We start from the raw sequence: 19009 nt of genomic DNA, 5'->3' as shown, positions 1-19009 counted from the left end.
GAAAAATAACCGAGGGCTTAATAATGAGCACGACTGATGATTCTTTCTCTGTTACTCATGAACCGTTAAACATTCAGCGCTTGTCACTTAAAGAGCGCTGGTGGCACATTATGGATACATGGAAAATCGGTATTATTCCATTACCGATGTTTTTGTTGGCCGGCGCATTAATCGCGATTGATTGCCTGGGCGGGAAGCTGCCGAGCGATATTGTCGTGATGGTCGCCACGCTGGCTTTTTTTGGCTTTGCCTGCGGAGAGTTTGGGAAGCGTTTGCCCATCGTCGGCAAACTGGGGGCCGCCGCAATTTGCGCGACCTTTATTCCTTCCGCGTTAGTTTACTATGGCCTGCTGCCGGATGTGGTGGTGGAGTCGACGACCAAATTCTATAAATCTACCAACATCCTGTATCTCTATATCTGCTGCATTATCGTCGGCAGTATTATGAGTATGAATCGCACCGTGCTGATTCAGGGTTTTCTGCGTATTTTCTTCCCAATGTTATGCGGTGAAATCGTCGGCATGGTTGTTGGTATGGGCGTTGGCCTGGCGCTTGGCCTCGAACCCTTTCAGATTTTCTTCTTTATTATTTTACCCATCATGGCCGGCGGCGTTGGCGAAGGCGCCATTCCGCTTTCAATCGGTTATGCGACCCTGTTACACATGGATCAAGGGGTGGCGCTCGGTCGTATCTTACCGATGGTAATGCTGGGCAGTCTGACCGCCATTATCATCTCCGGCTGCCTGAACCAACTGGGCAAGCGCTTCCCGCATCTGACCGGCGAAGGTCAATTGATGCCAAACCGTGCGAATGCCGATGAACAATCGCCGTCACTGGCGGAAGGCGTCTCTGGCAAAACGGATGTGACCACGATTGCCGCAGGCGCGCTGCTGGCGATACTGCTCTATATGCTGGGGATGTTAGGGCACAAGCTGATTGGCTTGCCCGCACCGGTTGGCATGTTGTTTGTGGCAGTGCTGGTCAAGTTAGTTAACGGCGTATCGCCCCGCGTTCTTGAAGGCTCGCAAGTGGTGTACAAATTCTTCCAGACTTCGGTGACTTACCCCATTCTGTTCGCGGTTGGTGTCGCCATTACGCCGTGGGAAGAGCTGGTGAACGCCTTCACCCTGACCAATCTTCTGGTCATTATCAGTACCGTTGCTGCGCTGGTCGCGACAGGATTCTTCGTTGGTAAAAAAATCGGTATGCATCCTATTGATGTCGCCATTGTCTCCTGCTGCCAGAGTGGGCAAGGCGGTACGGGCGACGTAGCGATTTTAACCGCAGGCAACCGCATGAGCCTGATGCCATTCGCACAAATTGCGACGCGTATCGGTGGGGCGATAAATGTTTCCATTTCGCTGCTGGTGCTGGGTAACTTTCTTATTTAATTGAAGTATGCAGGATTGATAATTATGAAACTCGCAAGCTTTCTTTATCAGGGCACTCGCAGCTATGGCATCGTTACTGCCGGAGGCGTTATTGATTTGGGGAACCGCATCGGCGACCAGTATCGGGACCTGAAGGCGCTATTGCAGGGGGATGGTCTGGAGCAGGCGCGGCGCTTCGCGCAGGCGCCGGTCGATCTAAAAATGGATGCAATCACCTTTTTACCGGTGATAGAGCGACCGGAAAAAATACTCTGTGTCGGCATGAACTACGCCGAAAAGCGCCAGGAGTTCGATCAGCATGACCCCGCGCCGACGCTGTTTGTTCGTTTTGCGGATTCGCAAACCGGGCACAACATGCCGGTACTCAAGCCTCGCCATTCGCATGAGTTTGATTACGAGGGGGAGCTGGCGGTGATCATCGGTAACGGTGGCGAGAATATCTCCCGCGACCATGCGCTTGACCATGTCGCCGGATACAGCTGCTATATGGATGGCTCCGCACGCGACTGGCAACACAGCTGGTTTACTGCGGGGAAAAACTGGCGGCAGACCGGCGCTTTTGGCCCGTGGATGGTCACTGCCGATGAAATTCCCGACCCGCATCAGCTGGCGATCCGCACCTGGCTCAACGGCCGCATGGTACAGGAAGATAACACCAGCAGTATGATCCATAAAGTTGCTGAATTAATTGAGTATATAAGCACTTTCACCCGTCTTAATTCCGGGGACGTCATCATTACGGGCTCGCCGGGCGGCGTAGGGAAAAAGAGGAATCCGCCGTTATTCATGCAGGAAGGCGATCGTATTGAAGTGGAGATTGAGCACATTGGCCATCTGAGTAATGTCATTATGGAAGCCCCGCTACAGGCCTTTGCGGCGGCGCATTAATACGATGAGCCAACACGTTTTGGCGTATGGGATTAATGACAAATTTTGTTTCGTCTCCTTTTGTCGGTCGGTCGCTTGCCAACCGGCAAAAGGTTTGCCAATAATCGGATGCCAACCCTGGAGCTTGTCATCTTTTTATGGAGGAAACATGCGCCTGCCCATTATTCTGGATACCGATCCGGGTATCGACGATGCCGCCGCCATCGCCGCCGCCCTGTTTGCCCCACAGCTTGATCTGCAATTGATGACCACCGTCGCGGGGAATGTCTCCGTAGAGAAAACCACCCGCAACGCGCTGCAACTGCTGCATTTCTGGAATGTGGATATCCCGCTGGCGCAGGGGGCCGCCACGCCGCTGCTGCGCCCGTTGCGCGATGCTGCTTACGTCCACGGCGAGTCGGGCATGGAAGGCTATGACTTTGTCGCCCATGATTGCCAGCCATTGGCAAAACCGGCCTTTATCGCCATTCGGGATGCCCTGATGAGTGCCCCGGAACCCGTCACGCTGGTCGCGATCGGCCCGTTGACCAATATTGCGCTGCTGCTGACTCACTACCCGGAATGCGCTTTTAACATTCGTCGTCTGGTGATCATGGGCGGCTCTGCGGGGCGGGGGAACTTTACGCCGAACGCCGAATTCAATATTGCCGTCGACCCGGAAGCCGCTTCCCGCGTTTTCCAGAGTGGGATAGAGATTGTGATGTGCGGGCTGGACGTGACCAACCAGGCCCTGCTGGCGCCGGATTATCTGGCAAAACTGCCCGAACTTAACCGGACGGGAAAAATGCTGCATGCATTGTTTAGCCATTACCGCAGCGGTAGCATGAACACCGGGTTGCGTATGCACGATCTCTGCGCTATCGCCTGGCTGGTTCGCCCGGATCTGTTCACCGTTAAACCCTGTTTTGTCGCGGTAGAGACGCAGGGGGAATACACCGCAGGCACAACGGTTGTTGATATTGAAGGCCGACTGGGTAAAAGCCCTAACGTACAGGTGGCGCTGGAGATAGATGTGGCTGGCTTCCAGCAGTGGGTCGCCGACGTGCTGGCGCTGGCGCCCTAGGATTTTAGTTGTTGGCTAAGGTAATCAATCATGGCCCGTATTTTGAGCGGCATATGCTTGTTTCCAGCCCACAAAAGCCATAGCTCGCCGGAGTAGTTGCTGATAAACGTCCACTCCGGCAACACCTGCATGATTTCGCCGTCTTGTAACGCTTCTCTGGCCGTGAATGCAGGGAGACTGCCAATTCCCAGATGGCGCTTTACTGCGTCCAGTCTTACACCCGTATGATTAGCCGCATAGCGCCCCGTTGTTTGAACGACTTCTGTCTTGCCTTGTTTACGAAATTTCCAGCGTGAGTCCGTTGGCGTCTCTCCGAGGCTAATGCAACTGTGCTGACGTAAATCTTCCGGGTGCGTCGGTGTCCCCTGCTTTTGCAGATACTCTGGCGTGGCGCAGAGGATGTGGGTGATTGGCATTAACGGCTTGCCATGCAACCCGGGCGAGGGGGTATTGGTGATTTGCAGCGCCAGATCGACACCATCATCAATGAGATCCATATAGCGGTCTTCGAGCCTCAGGCAAACATCAACCAGGGGAAAACGTTCAAGAAATTGCGGGATCAGTGGATGAATAACGAAGCGTCCGACGGCTTTGGGTACGCTGAGCGTAATCTTTCCCTGAGGAACGTGTTGTACGCTTCCCCCGGAATCAATGGCCTGTCGCGCTGCTTCCAGCATCATTTTTGCATGTTCATACACCATCTTTCCTGTTTCACTTAATGCCAGCTTACGTGTTGAACGATGCAACAACTGGCTGCCCGTTTCGCGTTCAAGGCGTGAAACGCTGCGGCTCATGGCTGATGGGGTCACACCTGCTGCGCGCGCTGCGGCAGAAAAGCTACCGTGATCAACAATCAACACAAAAGTGGCCAGATCGGGAAGGAGTGTCAAATTCATTTGTGTTTCTCAGGCAAAGATTCATTGCCGGGCAGGCGGATTATCTGCTCCGGGATAAATAATATACTGCCCTTCACGACAGGAGGACATATGACAGAACGTCTTTATTACAACACCGATGATACAGAAGGCATGGCATGTGTGACGGGGTGCTCTCCACAAATGGATGGCCTGTATGCCGTTACGCTCGATAAAACATTATTCCACCCTCAGGGAGGTGGACAACCCGCAGACAAAGGCTGGATTGCGGATATTCCAGTTTGCGGAATCATGTTACGTGATAATCAAATTATACATATTCTGCCGCAACCCGTTGCAGCGGGAGTGGTGCAGCTAAAAGTCGATGTATAGACACGTTTGCTCAACTCTCGTCTGCATTCAGCAGGCCATCTTATCGGGTGTGCGGGAGAAACATGGGGTTGGTCGCCAGTGAAAGCGCACCACTGGCCGGGTGAGGGGCGCATTACCTTTTCAGCAGGTGAACATGCTCGTCTTCCTGATGCTGAAAATCTGCTGGCGTGTATTGAGCAGTGGCAGGCGAAGGATTATGCCCGTCGAATTGAGTTTGACGGTGAGCGACGTAAAGTGGGGTTTGGTGAACTTCCGATGTACTTCTGTGGAGGAACACATGTCACTTCGCTCGGCCAACTTGGTCGTATAACGATCGGTGGGATCAAAATGAAGAAAGGGCAGCTCATCATTAACTATTCCATTGAATAGCGTCCATTTGCTCTTGATCGCAGGCAGAGTTGCCTGCGGTGTCCCGCTTTTCCCGCATATAGCTTTTACTGATATCTCTCCCTGTTTATCATTAAATTCTAATTATCGACGTTTTTGGCTAGCGGCGCGGCGTGGCGCTGGTTAATCTGAAAACGATTTACGCAAAATTAACAAAAGAGAATAGCTATGCATGATGCACAAATCCGCGTTGCCATCGCGGGAGCCGGGGGACGCATGGGACGTCAGCTGATTCAGGCCGCCCTGGGGATGGACGGCGTTCAACTCGGCGCGGCGCTGGAGCGGGAAGGTTCTTCATTACTGGGCAGCGATGCCGGTGAATTAGCAGGCGCAGGGAAAACGGGCGTCACCGTGCAAAGTAGCCTGGAAGCGGTAAAAGATGATTTTGACATCTTTATCGATTTCACTCGCCCGGAAGGGACGCTGGCGCACCTGGCGTTTTGCCGTCAGCACGGTAAAGGCATCGTCATTGGCACGACGGGATTTGATGACGCAGGCAAGCAGGCCATTCGCGATGCCGCGCAGGATATCGGCATTGTGTTCGCCGCCAACTTTAGCGTCGGTGTTAACGTCATGCTGAAGCTACTTGAGAAAGCGGCGAAAGTGATGGGCGACTATACCGATATTGAAATTATCGAAGCGCACCATCGCCATAAAGTGGATGCGCCGTCAGGCACCGCGCTGGCGATGGGGGAAGCGATCGCCCACGCGCTGGACAAAGATCTGAAAGCGTGTGCGGTATACAGTCGTGAAGGTTATACCGGCGAACGCGTGCCGGGCACCATCGGTTTTGCGACGGTTCGTGCCGGCGACATTGTGGGTGAACATACTGCGATGTTTGCCGATATCGGTGAACGTATTGAAATCACGCATAAGGCCTCCAGCCGTATGACGTTTGCGAATGGCGCGGTCAGATCGGCTATCTGGCTAAAATCAAAGCCAAATGGTCTTTTTGATATGCGAGATGTGCTGGATTTAAACAATTTATAGCTAGTTTTTACCCTTCGTGATGTGGTTATGGTAATCATAATTTGTTGATTACATAGGGCAATAATTTATTGCCCTATTATTTTTAACTTTATCTTTCTGTTTTTTATTTAAACTCGTGAATTAATCTGTTTTCTTCTGTTTATTTGTTGCTTTTATGTAAATTTTGACCAAATGGTCCACTTTTTTCTTCTCACTGGTTTCATAATGCATTCTTTCAGCCACGCAAGCGTTTTCCAGGACAAGTTAGCTGATCTTTTTGCCTGTTAAATCAGAACATCCTTCCCTGAGTCGTAAAACAATACAAAAAATACCGCCTTTAAGTTGACTTTTACCCGCCTTATCTTCAGAATGCCGCCGTTTGCCAGAAATCCACGGGTAAGCAGATTTGCATTGATTCAGGTTATACAAATGAATTAATATGCAAATAAAGTGAGTGAATATTCTCTGGAGGGTGTTTTGATTAAGTCAGCGCTATTGGTTCTGGAAGACGGAACCCAGTTTCACGGTCGGGCCATAGGGGCAACAGGTTCGGCGGTTGGGGAAGTCGTTTTCAATACTTCAATGACCGGTTATCAAGAAATCCTCACTGATCCTTCCTATTCCCGCCAAATTGTCACTCTTACTTATCCTCATATCGGTAATGTCGGCACCAATGAAGCCGATGAAGAATCCTCTCAGGTTCATGCGCAAGGTCTGGTCATTCGCGATCTGCCGCTGATTGCCAGCAACTTCCGCAATACTGAAGACCTCTCTTCTTACCTGAAACGCCATAACATCGTGGCGATTGCCGATATTGATACCCGTAAGCTGACGCGCCTGCTGCGTGAGAAGGGCGCACAGAACGGCTGCATTATCGCGGGTGATAACCCGGATGCGGCACTGGCGCTGGAGAAAGCGAAAGCCTTCCCGGGCCTCAACGGAATGGATCTGGCGAAAGAAGTGACCACCGCTGAATCCTATAGCTGGACGCAGGGAAGCTGGACGCTCGCAGACGACCTGCCGGAAGCCAAATCAGAAACTGACCTGCCGTTCCACGTTGTGGCTTACGACTACGGCGCGAAACGCAACATCCTGCGTATGCTGGTAGACAGAGGCTGCCGCCTGACGGTGGTTCCGGCGAAGACCTCCGCCGAAGAGGTGCTGAAGATGAACCCGGACGGTATCTTCCTCTCTAACGGCCCTGGCGATCCGGCGCCGTGCGATTACGCTATCGAGGCGATTCAGGCATTCCTCGAAACCGATATTCCGGTTTTCGGCATCTGCCTCGGCCATCAGCTGCTGGCGCTGGCGAGCGGCGCGAAAACCATCAAGATGAAGTTCGGCCACCACGGCGGTAACCATCCGGTAAAAGATATCGATAACAATACCGTGATGATTACGGCGCAGAACCACGGTTTTGCGGTGGATGAGGCTTCTATGCCTGCAAATCTGCGAGTGACGCACAAATCGCTGTTCGACGGCACTCTGCAAGGGATTCATCGTACCGATAAACCGGCGTTCAGCTTCCAGGGGCACCCTGAGGCGAGCCCTGGCCCGCATGATGCCGCGCCATTGTTCGACCACTTTATCGAGTTAATTGAGCAGTACCGTCAGTCCGCGAAATAATCAGGAGTAAACAGAGCCATGCCAAAACGTACAGACATAAAAAGTATCCTGATTCTGGGTGCGGGCCCGATTGTTATCGGCCAGGCGTGTGAGTTTGACTACTCTGGCGCCCAGGCGTGTAAAGCGCTGCGTGAAGAAGGTTATCGCGTCATCCTGGTGAACTCTAACCCCGCGACCATCATGACCGACCCGGAAATGGCCGATGCGACCTACATCGAGCCGATTCACTGGGAAGTGGTGCGTAAAATTATTGAGAAAGAGCGCCCGGATGCGGTGCTGCCGACGATGGGCGGCCAGACGGCGCTGAACTGCGCGCTGGAGCTGGAGCGTCAGGGCGTGCTGGCTGAGTTCGGCGTGACCATGATTGGCGCCACTGCCGATGCGATTGATAAAGCCGAAGACCGCCGCCGTTTCGACGTGGCGATGAAGAAAATCGGCCTCGACACTGCCCGCTCCGGTATTGCGCATACGATGGAAGAGGCGCTGGCGGTTGCCGCTGACGTCGGTTATCCGTGCATTATCCGTCCATCCTTTACGATGGGCGGCACCGGCGGTGGTATTGCCTACAACCGCGAAGAGTTCGAAGAAATTTGCGCGCGCGGTCTGGATCTCTCCCCAACCAACGAACTGCTGATTGATGAGTCGCTGATTGGCTGGAAAGAGTACGAAATGGAAGTGGTGCGTGATAAGAACGACAACTGCATTATCGTCTGCTCCATTGAGAACTTTGACGCGATGGGCATTCACACCGGTGACTCCATCACGGTGGCTCCGGCGCAAACGCTGACGGACAAAGAGTACCAAATCATGCGTAACGCCTCGATGGCGGTACTGCGTGAAATCGGCGTGGAAACCGGCGGTTCCAACGTTCAGTTTGCGGTGAACCCGAAAAACGGTCGTCTGATTGTTATCGAAATGAACCCGCGCGTCTCCCGCTCCTCGGCGCTGGCGTCAAAAGCCACCGGCTTCCCGATTGCCAAAGTGGCGGCGAAACTGGCGGTGGGTTACACCCTCGACGAACTGATGAACGACATCACCGGTGGCCGTACCCCGGCATCGTTCGAACCGTCCATCGACTACGTTGTCACCAAAATTCCTCGCTTCAACTTTGAAAAATTCGCGGGCAGCAACGACCGTCTCACCACCCAGATGAAATCCGTCGGCGAAGTGATGGCGATTGGCCGCACTCAGCAGGAATCCTTACAGAAAGCGCTGCGCGGCCTGGAAGTGGGCGCCGCCGGTTTTGACCCGAAAGTGAGCCTGGATGACCCGGAAGCGCTGACCAAAATTCGTCGCGAGCTGAAAGATGCGGGCGCCGAGCGTATCTGGTACATCGCTGATGCGTTCCGCGCGGGGCTGTCTGTCGATGGCGTCTTTAACCTGACCAACATCGACCGCTGGTTCCTGGTGCAGATTGAGGAACTGGTTCGTCTGGAAGAGAAAGTGGCAGAGCTTGGCATCACCGGCCTCGACGCTGACTTCCTGCGGATGCTGAAGCGCAAAGGCTTCGCCGATGCGCGCCTGGCTAAACTGGCGGGCGTGCGCGAAGCGGAAGTGCGCAAACTGCGTGACCAGTTCAACCTGCACCCGGTTTACAAGCGCGTGGACACCTGTGCGGCGGAATTTGCTACCGACACCGCCTACATGTACTCCACTTATGAAGATGAGTGCGAAGCGAATCCGAACCAGGATCGCGACAAAATCATGGTGCTCGGCGGCGGCCCGAACCGTATCGGCCAGGGGATTGAATTTGACTATTGCTGCGTACACGCCTCGCTGGCGCTGCGCGAAGACGGTTACGAGACCATTATGGTCAACTGTAACCCGGAAACGGTCTCCACCGACTACGACACCTCCGACCGCCTGTACTTCGAGCCGGTCACGCTGGAAGATGTGCTGGAAATCGTGCGCGTCGAGAAACCGAAAGGCGTCATCGTACAGTACGGCGGCCAGACTCCGCTGAAACTGGCGCGCGCGCTGGAAGCGGCAGGCGTGCCGGTTATCGGCACCAGCCCGGATGCGATTGACCGCGCGGAAGACCGTGAGCGCTTCCAGCAGGCGGTTGACCGTCTGAAACTGAAACAGCCTGCTAACGCCACCGTGACGGCGATTGAACAGGCCGTTGAGAAGGCAAAAGAGATTGGCTATCCGCTGGTGGTTCGCCCGTCCTACGTGCTGGGCGGCCGCGCAATGGAAATCGTTTACGACGAAGCTGACCTGCGTCGTTACTTCCAGACCGCAGTCAGCGTCTCTAACGATGCGCCGGTACTGCTGGACCGCTTCCTTGATGACGCGGTGGAAGTGGATGTGGATGCTATCTGCGACGGTGAAATGGTGCTGATTGGCGGCATCATGGAACACATCGAACAGGCGGGTGTGCACTCCGGTGACTCCGCATGTTCTCTGCCAGCCTACACGTTAAGCAAAGAGATTCAGGACGTGATGCGCCAGCAGGTGCAGAAGCTGGCCTTTGAGTTGCAGGTGCGTGGTCTGATGAACGTGCAGTTCGCGGTGAAAGACAACGAAGTCTACCTGATTGAAGTGAACCCGCGTGCGGCGCGTACCGTACCGTTTGTCTCCAAAGCGACCGGCTTACCGCTGGCGAAAGTGGCGGCGCGCGTGATGGCGGGCAAATCGCTGACCGAGCAGGGCGTGACGAAAGAAATCATCCCGCCGTACTACTCGGTGAAAGAAGTGGTGCTGCCGTTCAACAAATTCCCGGGCGTTGACCCGCTGTTAGGGCCAGAAATGCGCTCTACCGGGGAAGTGATGGGCGTCGGCCGCACCTTCGCTGAAGCGTTCGCCAAAGCACAGCTTGGCAGCAGCTCGACGATGAAGAAATCGGGCCGTGCGCTGCTCTCCGTTCGTGAAGGCGACAAAGAACGCGTGGTGGACCTGGCGGCGAAGCTGCTGAAACAGGGCTTCGAACTGGATGCGACTCACGGTACGGCGATTGTGCTGGGTGAGGCGGGTATCAACCCGCGTCTGGTCAACAAGGTGCATGAAGGTCGTCCGCACATTCAGGACCGTATCAAGAATGGCGAATACACCTACATCATCAACACCACCGCAGGTCGTCAGGCGATTGAGGACTCTAAACTGATTCGCCGCAGCGCGTTGCAGTATAAAGTGCATTACGACACGACCCTGAACGGCGGCTTCGCCACGACGATGGCGCTGAACGCCGATGCGACTGAAAAGGTGATCTCCGTACAGGAAATGCACGCGCAAATTACGAAGTAAGCGGCAGACGCATTTATCTGGTGATATAAAAAGGTTCCTGCAAAGGAACCTTTTTTTACGCCATAAGGTCATTCCTGGTCACATACGCTTCCTGGATGTGGTTTTCAATGTAACAAGCACGATTTCGCTCACACTAATCAACAATTAAGTCGCATACTATCCCCTTATATCCACAATTTATTTATGGTTAATGGCGTTATTTATATTCAGGCCATAACGAACCGTAGCAAGATTTTTAATTTGTAAAATGGTGTGCTTATGAGTGAAAAATATGTTGAGAAACCACTTTATTTGTTAATTGCTGATTGGGTAATGGCAGAAAACCGGTGGGTGAGCGCCAAAGAGATCGCGAAGCAATTTAATATGGATTATTGCAAAGCGATTAATACGGTTTCGTATATTCTTTCTGAAGTAGGGGAAATAGAGTGCGAGACCAGGACGATCCCTAATCAGCTGGAAGGGCGAGGATGCCAGTGCCAGCGTCTGGTGCGTATTAAGCGTATTGACGCGCAGCTCTATGCGCGTTTGGGTCATAGTGCGCAGGAGAAGATGGTAAAAGCGGAGAGAACCCCGCGAATGCCGGTTCCGCCCGCGGAGCTAAACCGCGAGCAGAAATGGCAGATGATGCTATCAAAAAGTATGCGTCGGTAATGTCGGCGTAAATGCCTTATCCGGCCTGCAACGGTGTGTTGACTCGTAGGCCGGATAAGCGCCAGCGCCATCCGGCACAAAGCGCTACGCCGATTTTGGCTTCACCTCCGTCGTGCCTTTCAGGCGCGGCCGGTTCTTTTCGACCTGGGTTAAGGGTTGCGTTTCACATAGCGATGCCCGACAGCGTACCGCGAGATCCTGATATTCCTGCGTGTTGAGCCGTTTCCAGTGCAGCTCTTCATCCGTGACATCACGTTTGACGCGTGCAGGCGCACCAACCAGCAGCTGCCTGGGCGCGCCGACAAAACCCGCTTTTACAAAACTCATGGCGGCGACGATACTCTCTTCGCCGATGATTGCGCCATCCATGATTACGCTGTTCATGCCTACCAACGCATCACGACCAATCACGCAGCCGTGAAGGATTGCGCCGTGCCCGATATGCCCGTTTTCATGCACGATGGTGTCGGTATCGCAATAACCGTGCATGATGCAGCTATCCTGAAGGTTAGCGCCCGCCTCAAGAATCAGACGCCCATAGTCGCCGCGCAGCGATGCAAGCGGGCCGATATAGACGCCCGCACCAACGATGACATCGCCAATCAACACGGCGCTGGGATGCACGTACGCCTCTGGATGTACTACCGGAATCAGGCCTTCAAAGGCGTAATAGCTCATGGTTATTCCTCCGTGATTGTTGTCGGATGGCGTATAAGCGTTAGCGCCATCCGGCAGCGCGGCGCTAGCGGCCTTTCCAGACCGGATCGCGTTTTTCGGCAAACGCCTGCGGGCCTTCGATCGCATCTTCAGAGTGCAGTACCGACGGGTAGTGCTTCAATGCGCCGCTGCGAATGTAGCGATAACCTTCTTCCACCGGCATTTCACTGGTTGCGCGGTAGATCTCTTTGAGGGCGGCGATCGCCAACGGCGCGCTGTTCACCAGCTGTTGCGCCAGTTCACGGGCGCTGTCCATTAACGCTTGCTGGCTGACAACCCGGTTCACAATTCCCCAGCGCAAGGCTTCTTCTGCGTCCATTCGTCTGCCGGTCATCAGCATTTCGTTGACGATAGCAGGCGGCAACAGCTTAGGCAGGCGCAGCACGCCGCCGCTGTCAGGCACAATGCCGAGCTTTGCTTCAGGCAGCGCGAAACTGGCGTTATCGGCGCAGACGATAAAATCCGCCGCCAGCGCCAGTTCGAACCCGCCGCCGAAGGCATAGCCGTTAACGGCGGCAATCACCGGTTTATCCAGGTCAAAGATCTCGGTTAAACCGGCAAACCCGCCGGGGCCAAAATCGGCGTCCGGGGCTTCGCCTTCGGCCGCCGCTTTTAAATCCCAGCCTGCGGAGAAGAATTTTTCGCCGCTACCGGTGATGATCGCCACACGCAATTCGGGATCGTCACGGAAATTGAGAAAAACTTCGCCCATCTCAAAACTGGTTTTTGCGTCTATTGCATTCGCTTTCGGGCGATCCAGCGTAATTTCCAGAATCGGGCCATGACGGGTCAAATGTAATGATTCACTCATATCTTCACTCCATTATTTAAAATCGGACGGGTAAGAATGCTTATTTCAGGTTCTTTTTAATTATTTTTCCTGAACAATTTCGGGGCAGATCATTTCTTATCTCAAGAAAAGAGGGGACTTTGAATTTCGCCATATTCTGTTCACAGAAAGCGAAAAACTCCTCTTCCGTTAATGTTTCACCTTCATTAAGCACCACAAAGGCTTTAATGGCTTCATCGCGGATCGAATCGTGAATACCAATAACGACGATGTCCTGAATTTTGGGATGAGCCGAAATAATGTTTTCCAGTTCGACGCAGGAGACATTTTCGCCGCCGCGTTTAATCATGTTGCAACGCCTGTCAACGAAATAGAAAAATCCCTCCTCATCCCGATAGCCGGAATCACCGGTATGCAGCCAGCCGTTGGCTTCCAGCGCTTTGGCGGTGGCTTCCGGCCTGGCGTAATACTCTTTAAAGATGGTTTTTCCCGGCACGCCTTTAATACAGATTTCACCGATTTCTCCGGCGGGCAGCGAGCGGTTCTGCTCATCGCGGATGTCCGCCTCATAGCAAAATCCAGGGCGACCAATAGATGGCCAGCGCCGTTTATCGCCGGGACGATCGCCAATAATGCCGACAATGGTTTCCGTCATCCCGTAAGAGGTCAGCAGTCGGACGCCGAAACGTGCAATAAAAGCGTCTTTTTCCTGCACGGAAAGGTTGAGATAGAACATCACTTCGCGCAGACAATGCTGCCTCTCTTCCGGGGAAGCGGGCTGCACCATCAGCGTCCTGATCATCATCGGAATACATTCCGTGACGGTGGCGCGATACTTTCGTACCTGTCCCCAGAACGCGCGGGCGCTGTATTTTTCGATCAGCACAAAGGTGCTGCCTGCGGAGAATGCCGCCATTGCCGCAGTACACTGACAGTCAATATGAAAGGCGGGCATCACCGTCAGATAGACGTCATCTTCACGCAGCGCACACTGCCAGGAGGAGTAGTAACCCGCAAAACGCAGGTTGTAATGGGTAATGACCACGCCTTTGGGCCGCGAGGTGGTGCCAGAAGTAAACAGAATCTCCGCCGTGTCGTCAGTGGATAACGGCGGCGCATAGCACAATGTGGCAGGCTGCTGGTCTTTCAGTTGAGAAAAATGGCTAACGTTATCTTCAACGGGCGCATTTTCGCCAATCAGACAGATATGATTGAGCAGGGTATCGTCCTCAAGCAGTATCTGGCGATACATCGGATAAAATTCAGCGCTGGTGACGATGAGCTGCGCGCGGCTGTTTTGTAAAATCCAGGCGCTCTCTTCGCGCAGGAGCCTGGCATTGATCGGCACCATGATGGCGCCAATTTTGGCCAGACCAAACCAGCAGAAAAAGAACTCCGGGCAGTTATCCAGATGCAGCGCGACGTTATCGCCTTTCTGAATGCCTGAGGCGAGGAAAAGGTTCGCCGTGCGGTTGATCTCCTCATTCAGCGACGCGTAGCTGAATTGCCGGACAACGCCTTCGCTGGATTCAAAAATAAGCGCCGTTTTATTTCCGTATACCTCGGCCAGGTCGTCCCACATCTGACGTAAGTTTTGTCCGCCAACGATATCCATTGCACTGTTATCCGTTCGAAAATAGGCATGCGCGCTAACCGGATAAACCGGTTAGCGCTTTGCGTTTAATCCTCAACTTTGGCCAGACCCTTGCTGACCAGTTCCTGTATATCTGCTTCGTTGTAACCGATGTTTTTTAGAATGGCGGCGGTGTCCATGCCATGCGACGGCATGCCACGCCAGATTTTCCCTGGGTTGTTTTTGAATTTCGGCATGATGTTTGGCCCTTTACAGGTGCGGCCATCCATCGTGTGCCACTCGGTAATGGATTCGCGGGCGACGTACTGCGGGTTGCTTTCCAGTTCTGGAATGGTCAGCACTTTCGCGCAGGCGATATTCAGCTCGGCGAAACGCGCCTGCACGTCGGCGATGGAACGGGTTGCCAGCCACGCATCCAGTTTTTCCTCGACTAACGGCCCGTAAGGGCACTCAACGCGATGGATAAGCTGGGTGCCTTCCGGCACCTCTGGCGTACCCAGAATGTGCGCCAGGCCGATATCCTTAAAGCACTTGTTGATCTGCGTAATGCCGACCAGCTCCATCACGATGTAACCGTCTGCGCATTTATACAGCCCGCATCCGGCGTAGTAGGGGTCTTTGCCTTTGGTCATGCGCGGGCAAATTTCGCCGCCGTTGAAGTAATCCATCATGAAGTACTGACCCATGCGCAGCATCACTTCATACATCGCCACATCAATGCTCTCGCCTTTGCCGGTTTCACGCACTCTGTGCAAAGCCGCCAGCGCGGCGGTGGTGGCGGTCATCCCGGAAAAATAGTCCGCCGTATACGGGAATGCGGGCATGGGTTGATCGACATCACCGTTCTGAATCAGGTAGCCGCTAAAAGCCTGGGCGATGGTGTTGTAAGCCGGGAGGTTGGTGTACTCCTCCGTGCCGTACTGACCGAAACCGGAAAGGTGGGCGATCACCAGTTTGGGGTTGTGTTCCCACAGCACGTCATCGGTAATTCCGCGACGGGCAAACGCCGGGCCTTTGCTGGCTTCGATGAAGATGTCAGTGGTTTCTATGAGTTTCAGAAATGCTTCCCGACCTTCATCTTTGAAGATGTTAAGGGAGAGAGCATGCAAGTTTCGGCGTGAAAGCTGCGGATAGTTCGGCTGGACGCGAATGGTATCGGCCCAGGCGACGTTTTCAATCCAGATCACTTCCGCGCCCCATTCTGCGAACATTTGTCCGGCGAACGGCCCGGCGATTTCAATCCCGGAGAACACGACCCGCAATTCGGCGAGCGGCCCGAAAGTGGGCATCGGTAAACGGTTCATAAATAAATTCCTGCATTTTTTGTAGACCCGGCAAGCGCAGCGCCACCGGGCAAATTGCCGGATGGCGGCATAAACGCCTTATCCGGCCTACGATGGTTTGTAGGCCTGGTAAGCGCAGCGCCACCGGGCATGTTGCCGGATGGCGGCGTAAACGCCTTATCCGGCCTACGATGGTTTGTAGGCCCGGTAAGCGCAGCGCCACCGGGCATATCGCCGGATGGCGGCGTAAACGCCTTATCCGTCCTACGATGGACCGGGCAATGTTTAACGGTATTGCTTCAGCACGGCGCGGCCGAGCGTCAGGATCTGCATTTCGTCAGAGCCGCCGGAGACGCGGTCAACGCGCAGGTCACGCCAGAAACGCGTAATGCGGTGGTTGCCCGCAATCCCGACGCCGCCCAATACCTGCATGGCGCTGTCTACCACGTCAAACGCGGCGTTGGCGCAGAAGTATTTACACATCGCGGCATCGCCCGAGGTGATGGTGCCGTTATCCGCTTTCCACGCGGCTTCCAGCAGCATGTTTTTCATGGAGTTTAATTTGATCGCCATATGCGCGAACTTCTCCTGAATCAGCTGGAAGCGGCCGATCGTCTCGCCAAACTGCACGCGCTGATTGGCGTAACGCGCAGCGTCTTCGAACGCGCACATCGCCGTACCGTAGTTGGTTAAAGCCACCAGGAAACGTTCGTGGTCGAACTCTTCTTTTACGCGGTTAAAGCCATTACCTTCCCGGCCGAACATGTCTTTTTCGTCCAGCTCAACATCGTCAAAATTGATTTCACAGCAGCTGTCCATGCGCAGGCCGAGCTTCTCAAGTTTGTTAACCTTGATGCCGGGTTTGCTCATATCGACAAACCATTCGGTATAAATCGGTTTGTCCGGGGAGGCGCCGTCCCGTGCCATCACCACGATGTAGGGGGTGTAGGCGCTACTGGTGATGAAACACTTGCTGCCGTTAAGATAAACCTTACCATTTTTACGGGTATAGGTAGTTTTTAAACTGCCAACATCCGATCCCGCTCCCGGTTCGGTGATCGCCGAGTTCCACATCTGCTTGCCGGTTCCCTGGAACGCCATGATTTTATCAATTTGCTCCTGGGTCCCTTCACGCAGGAAAGTGTTAAAACCTCCCGGCAATTGGTACAACACGTAAGTGGGCGCGCCCAGACGCCCCAGTTCCATCCATACGGCGGCAACGGTGACGAAACCGGCTTCCAGCCCGCCGTGTTCTTCCGGGATCAACAGGCTGTCGATGCCCATATCCGCCAGCGCTTTCACAAAACGTTCCGGGTAGACGCTGTCGCGATCGCACTCGGCAAAGTAGGCTTCCCAGTTCTCACTGGCCATCAGTTCACGAATACCGGCGACAAACAGTTCCTGCTCGTCATTCAAATTAAAATCCATCTTCCAGCCTCATTTGTAAGGAGTTTATTGAGTTTATTTATCTTTCCAGTGCACTTTGGCGTCTTTGATAAAGGAGAGCGTTACCATGATGTTGACGAAGAACAGCGGGCATCCTCCGGCGATAATCGCGGTTTGAATGGGTTTTAACCCGCCGAGTGCTAACAGGACGATGCCGATAACGCCAACCAGCACCGACCAGCCGATACGTACCAGCAGCGGCGGCTCTTCACCGTCGCGCACTTCGCGGCAGGTGGACATGGCCAGCGTGTAGGAGCAGGCGTTAATCAGCGTGACGGTAGCGATAAAGCAGAGGATGAAGAATCCCCACATCGTAGCCGTGCTGAATGGCAGTGCGGCCCAGGTTTCGATGATGGCGCGCGCCACGCCGTGCTGTTCGATAAGTTGTGGAATATTGAGAATATTTTTATCCATCAGCAGCAAGGTGTTGCTGCCAAGAACGGTCCACAGAATCCAGGTGGAGGCGGTCAGGCCGAGCACCATCCCAAAGCACAGTTCGCGCACGGTACGGCCGCGGGAAATACGCGCGAGGAAGATACTCATCTGGATGGCGTAAATGACCCACCATGCCCAGTAGAAAACGGTCCAGCCTTGCGGGAAGCCGCCTTTGCCGATCGCATCGGTGTAGAACAACATGCGTGGCAGATACATCAACAGCATACCGACGGAATCGGTGAAGTAGTTCATGATGAAACTGGCGCCGCTGACGATAAACACCCAGCCGAGCATCAGGAAGCTGAGATAGCTACGCACGTCACTGGCGATTTTCACCCCTTTTTGCAGGCCGCAGGCCACGCAAATGGCGTTCAGAACGATCCAGCAGGTAATGATGATGGCGTCCAGTTCCAGCGTATGAGGGATGCCGAACAGATACTGCATACACTCTGTCACCAGCGGCGTCGCCAGACCGAGGCTGGTGCCCATCGCGAAGATCAGCGCCACCAGATAGAAGTTATCGACAATAGTACCGAATAACCCTTTCGCGTGTTTCTCGCCCACTAAAGGTACCAGCGTGGAGCTGGGACGAATCACGTCCATTTTGCGAACAAAAAAGAAGTAGGCGAACGCGACGGAGAGGAAGCTGTAAGTTGCCCACGGTAACGGCCCCCAGTGAAACAGGCTGTAGGCGAGGCCGATCTCTTTGGCGCCGTTGGAGCCAGGTGCCAGAGCAAAGGGCGGCGTCGAGATGTAATAATAAATTTCGATTGAGCCCCAGAACAGCACGGCGGCGGAAGTGCAGGAGGCGAACATCATGAAAATCCAGCTGGCGGTGCTGAATTCAGGCGGTTCATCACCTAATCTTTTTTTAGCGTAAGGGCCGAAGACCAGCCAGAACCAGCCAAAAAGCATCACCACCATGTACCATTCAAATGCCCAACCCCAGATATTTGTGACATAACTGAAGACGGCATTAATAACAATATTCGCAGCGTCGAGATCTCTGACGGTTAGCCAACAAAGTATCCCTACAATTATTAACGGCGGAAAAAAAACCTTAGGTTCAATCCCGGACTTTCTCTTTTCATTTTTCATGAGTCAATTCCAGTGTCAAAACGAAATTTATGTTACGTTCCCGTTTGTTATATTTTGTTTATTTTTCTTAGTAATAATCTGATGACAGTTAGACCTCAGAGTCGCTTTGGCGAGTAACTCATAATGGGTATTCATTTTGCGGTAATCCGTTATGTTGATCACACTTTTTTGTCTGGTGTTT

Annotated in this window: 14 protein-coding genes and 1 pseudogene; 8 read left to right on the top strand and 7 right to left on the bottom strand. The window is 53.7% G+C overall.

Annotation, left to right across the window (positions count from 1 at the left end):
* Window positions 1-23: 23 nt before the first annotated feature.
* The 3 genes from OGY62_RS18830 to rihC all read left to right on the top strand — a co-directional run bounded on the left by OGY62_RS18830 (window position 24) and on the right by rihC (window position 3342).
* Window positions 24-1391, top strand: coding sequence for a 2-hydroxycarboxylate transporter family protein (locus tag OGY62_RS18830; RefSeq protein ID WP_012134145.1), 1368 nt, complete (start codon window positions 24-26; stop codon window positions 1389-1391).
* 24 nt (window positions 1392-1415) lie between these two features.
* Window positions 1416-2279: a fumarylacetoacetate hydrolase family protein gene (locus tag OGY62_RS18825; protein WP_024130722.1), complete on the top strand. Its 864-nt coding sequence runs from the start codon at window positions 1416-1418 to the stop codon at window positions 2277-2279.
* A gap of 148 nt (window positions 2280-2427) precedes the next feature.
* The gene (gene rihC / locus OGY62_RS18820; RefSeq protein ID WP_012134143.1) at window positions 2428-3342 is read left to right on the top strand and encodes a ribonucleoside hydrolase RihC; all 915 of its coding nucleotides are present in this window, start codon (window positions 2428-2430) and stop codon (window positions 3340-3342) included.
* Here rihC and OGY62_RS18815 read toward each other — a convergent pair.
* Window positions 3339-4238 carry a LysR family transcriptional regulator gene (locus OGY62_RS18815; RefSeq protein WP_012134142.1) on the bottom strand — a complete coding sequence of 300 codons (900 nt, stop codon included), beginning with the start codon at window positions 4236-4238 and terminating at the stop codon, window positions 3339-3341. The genes rihC and OGY62_RS18815 overlap by 4 nt on opposite strands.
* Before the next feature lie 90 nt (window positions 4239-4328).
* Here OGY62_RS18815 and OGY62_RS18810 point away from each other — a divergent pair.
* The 5 genes and pseudogenes from OGY62_RS18810 to caiF all read left to right on the top strand — a co-directional run bounded on the left by OGY62_RS18810 (window position 4329) and on the right by caiF (window position 11465).
* A pseudogene (locus OGY62_RS18810) lies at window positions 4329-4958 on the top strand (alanyl-tRNA editing protein).
* Window positions 4959-5144: 186 nt separating this feature from the next.
* The gene (gene dapB, locus OGY62_RS18805) at window positions 5145-5966 is read left to right on the top strand and encodes a 4-hydroxy-tetrahydrodipicolinate reductase (protein ID WP_049010172.1); all 822 of its coding nucleotides are present in this window, start codon (window positions 5145-5147) and stop codon (window positions 5964-5966) included.
* Between the two features lie 456 nt (window positions 5967-6422).
* Entirely contained in the window at window positions 6423-7571 is a 1149-nt protein-coding gene (carA, locus tag OGY62_RS18800) for a glutamine-hydrolyzing carbamoyl-phosphate synthase small subunit (RefSeq protein WP_024130719.1), read from the top strand.
* Window positions 7572-7589: 18 nt separating this feature from the next.
* Window positions 7590-10814 (top strand): carbamoyl-phosphate synthase large subunit, encoded by a 3225-nt coding sequence (gene carB, locus OGY62_RS18795; protein WP_012134136.1) that lies wholly within the window; start codon window positions 7590-7592, stop codon window positions 10812-10814.
* A gap of 258 nt (window positions 10815-11072) precedes the next feature.
* Window positions 11073-11465, top strand: coding sequence for a carnitine metabolism transcriptional regulator CaiF (gene caiF, locus OGY62_RS18790; RefSeq protein ID WP_012134135.1), 393 nt, complete (start codon window positions 11073-11075; stop codon window positions 11463-11465).
* A gap of 84 nt (window positions 11466-11549) precedes the next feature.
* Here the strand turns inward: caiF and caiE are convergent, their stop codons facing one another.
* The 6 genes from caiE to caiT all read right to left on the bottom strand — a co-directional run bounded on the left by caiE (window position 11550) and on the right by caiT (window position 18828).
* The gene (caiE, locus tag OGY62_RS18785) at window positions 11550-12143 is read right to left on the bottom strand and encodes a carnitine operon protein CaiE (RefSeq protein ID WP_047459010.1); all 594 of its coding nucleotides are present in this window, start codon (window positions 12141-12143) and stop codon (window positions 11550-11552) included.
* Window positions 12144-12207: 64 nt separating this feature from the next.
* A complete protein-coding gene (gene caiD, locus OGY62_RS18780; RefSeq protein WP_286460399.1) occupies window positions 12208-12993 on the bottom strand; it encodes a crotonobetainyl-CoA hydratase in 786 nt (261 codons plus the stop codon).
* Between the two features lie 40 nt (window positions 12994-13033).
* Complete coding sequence (gene caiC / locus OGY62_RS18775; protein ID WP_047459004.1) at window positions 13034-14587, bottom strand: crotonobetaine/carnitine-CoA ligase; 1554 nt, start codon at window positions 14585-14587, stop codon at window positions 13034-13036.
* A 65-nt stretch (window positions 14588-14652) separates the two neighbouring features.
* Window positions 14653-15870 (bottom strand): L-carnitine CoA-transferase, encoded by a 1218-nt coding sequence (gene caiB, locus OGY62_RS18770; RefSeq protein ID WP_286460398.1) that lies wholly within the window; start codon window positions 15868-15870, stop codon window positions 14653-14655.
* A gap of 264 nt (window positions 15871-16134) precedes the next feature.
* Entirely contained in the window at window positions 16135-17277 is a 1143-nt protein-coding gene (caiA, locus tag OGY62_RS18765) for a crotonobetainyl-CoA dehydrogenase (protein WP_012134130.1), read from the bottom strand.
* 33 nt (window positions 17278-17310) lie between these two features.
* On the bottom strand, window positions 17311-18828 hold the full coding sequence (gene caiT / locus OGY62_RS18760) for an L-carnitine/gamma-butyrobetaine antiporter (RefSeq protein ID WP_012134129.1): 1518 nt from the start codon (window positions 18826-18828) through the stop codon (window positions 17311-17313).
* Between the last annotated feature and the right edge of the window lie 181 nt (window positions 18829-19009).

The organism is Citrobacter sp. CK198 (genome assembly GCF_030333295.1).
Lineage (GTDB): Bacteria > Pseudomonadota > Gammaproteobacteria > Enterobacterales > Enterobacteriaceae > Citrobacter_B > Citrobacter_B koseri.
Note: the sequence above shows the minus strand (reverse complement) of the source record. Positions and strands in the feature narration are given on the sequence as shown.

Coding starts and splice junctions, on each gene's coding strand:
- OGY62_RS18830 (WP_012134145.1), top strand. CDS start 24: ATGAGCACGACTGATGATTCTTTCTCTGTTACTCATGAACCGTTAAAC.
- OGY62_RS18825 (WP_024130722.1), top strand. CDS start 1,416: ATGAAACTCGCAAGCTTTCTTTATCAGGGCACTCGCAGCTATGGCATC.
- rihC (WP_012134143.1), top strand. CDS start 2,428: ATGCGCCTGCCCATTATTCTGGATACCGATCCGGGTATCGACGATGCC.
- OGY62_RS18815 (WP_012134142.1), bottom strand. CDS start 4,238: ATGAATTTGACACTCCTTCCCGATCTGGCCACTTTTGTGTTGATTGTT.
- dapB (WP_049010172.1), top strand. CDS start 5,145: ATGCATGATGCACAAATCCGCGTTGCCATCGCGGGAGCCGGGGGACGC.
- carB (WP_012134136.1), top strand. CDS start 7,590: ATGCCAAAACGTACAGACATAAAAAGTATCCTGATTCTGGGTGCGGGC.
- caiF (WP_012134135.1), top strand. CDS start 11,073: ATGAGTGAAAAATATGTTGAGAAACCACTTTATTTGTTAATTGCTGAT.
- caiE (WP_047459010.1), bottom strand. CDS start 12,143: ATGAGCTATTACGCCTTTGAAGGCCTGATTCCGGTAGTACATCCAGAG.
- caiD (WP_286460399.1), bottom strand. CDS start 12,993: ATGAGTGAATCATTACATTTGACCCGTCATGGCCCGATTCTGGAAATT.
- caiC (WP_047459004.1), bottom strand. CDS start 14,587: ATGGATATCGTTGGCGGACAAAACTTACGTCAGATGTGGGACGACCTG.
- caiB (WP_286460398.1), bottom strand. CDS start 15,870: ATGAACCGTTTACCGATGCCCACTTTCGGGCCGCTCGCCGAATTGCGG.
- caiA (WP_012134130.1), bottom strand. CDS start 17,277: ATGGATTTTAATTTGAATGACGAGCAGGAACTGTTTGTCGCCGGTATT.
- caiT (WP_012134129.1), bottom strand. CDS start 18,828: ATGAAAAATGAAAAGAGAAAGTCCGGGATTGAACCTAAGGTTTTTTTT.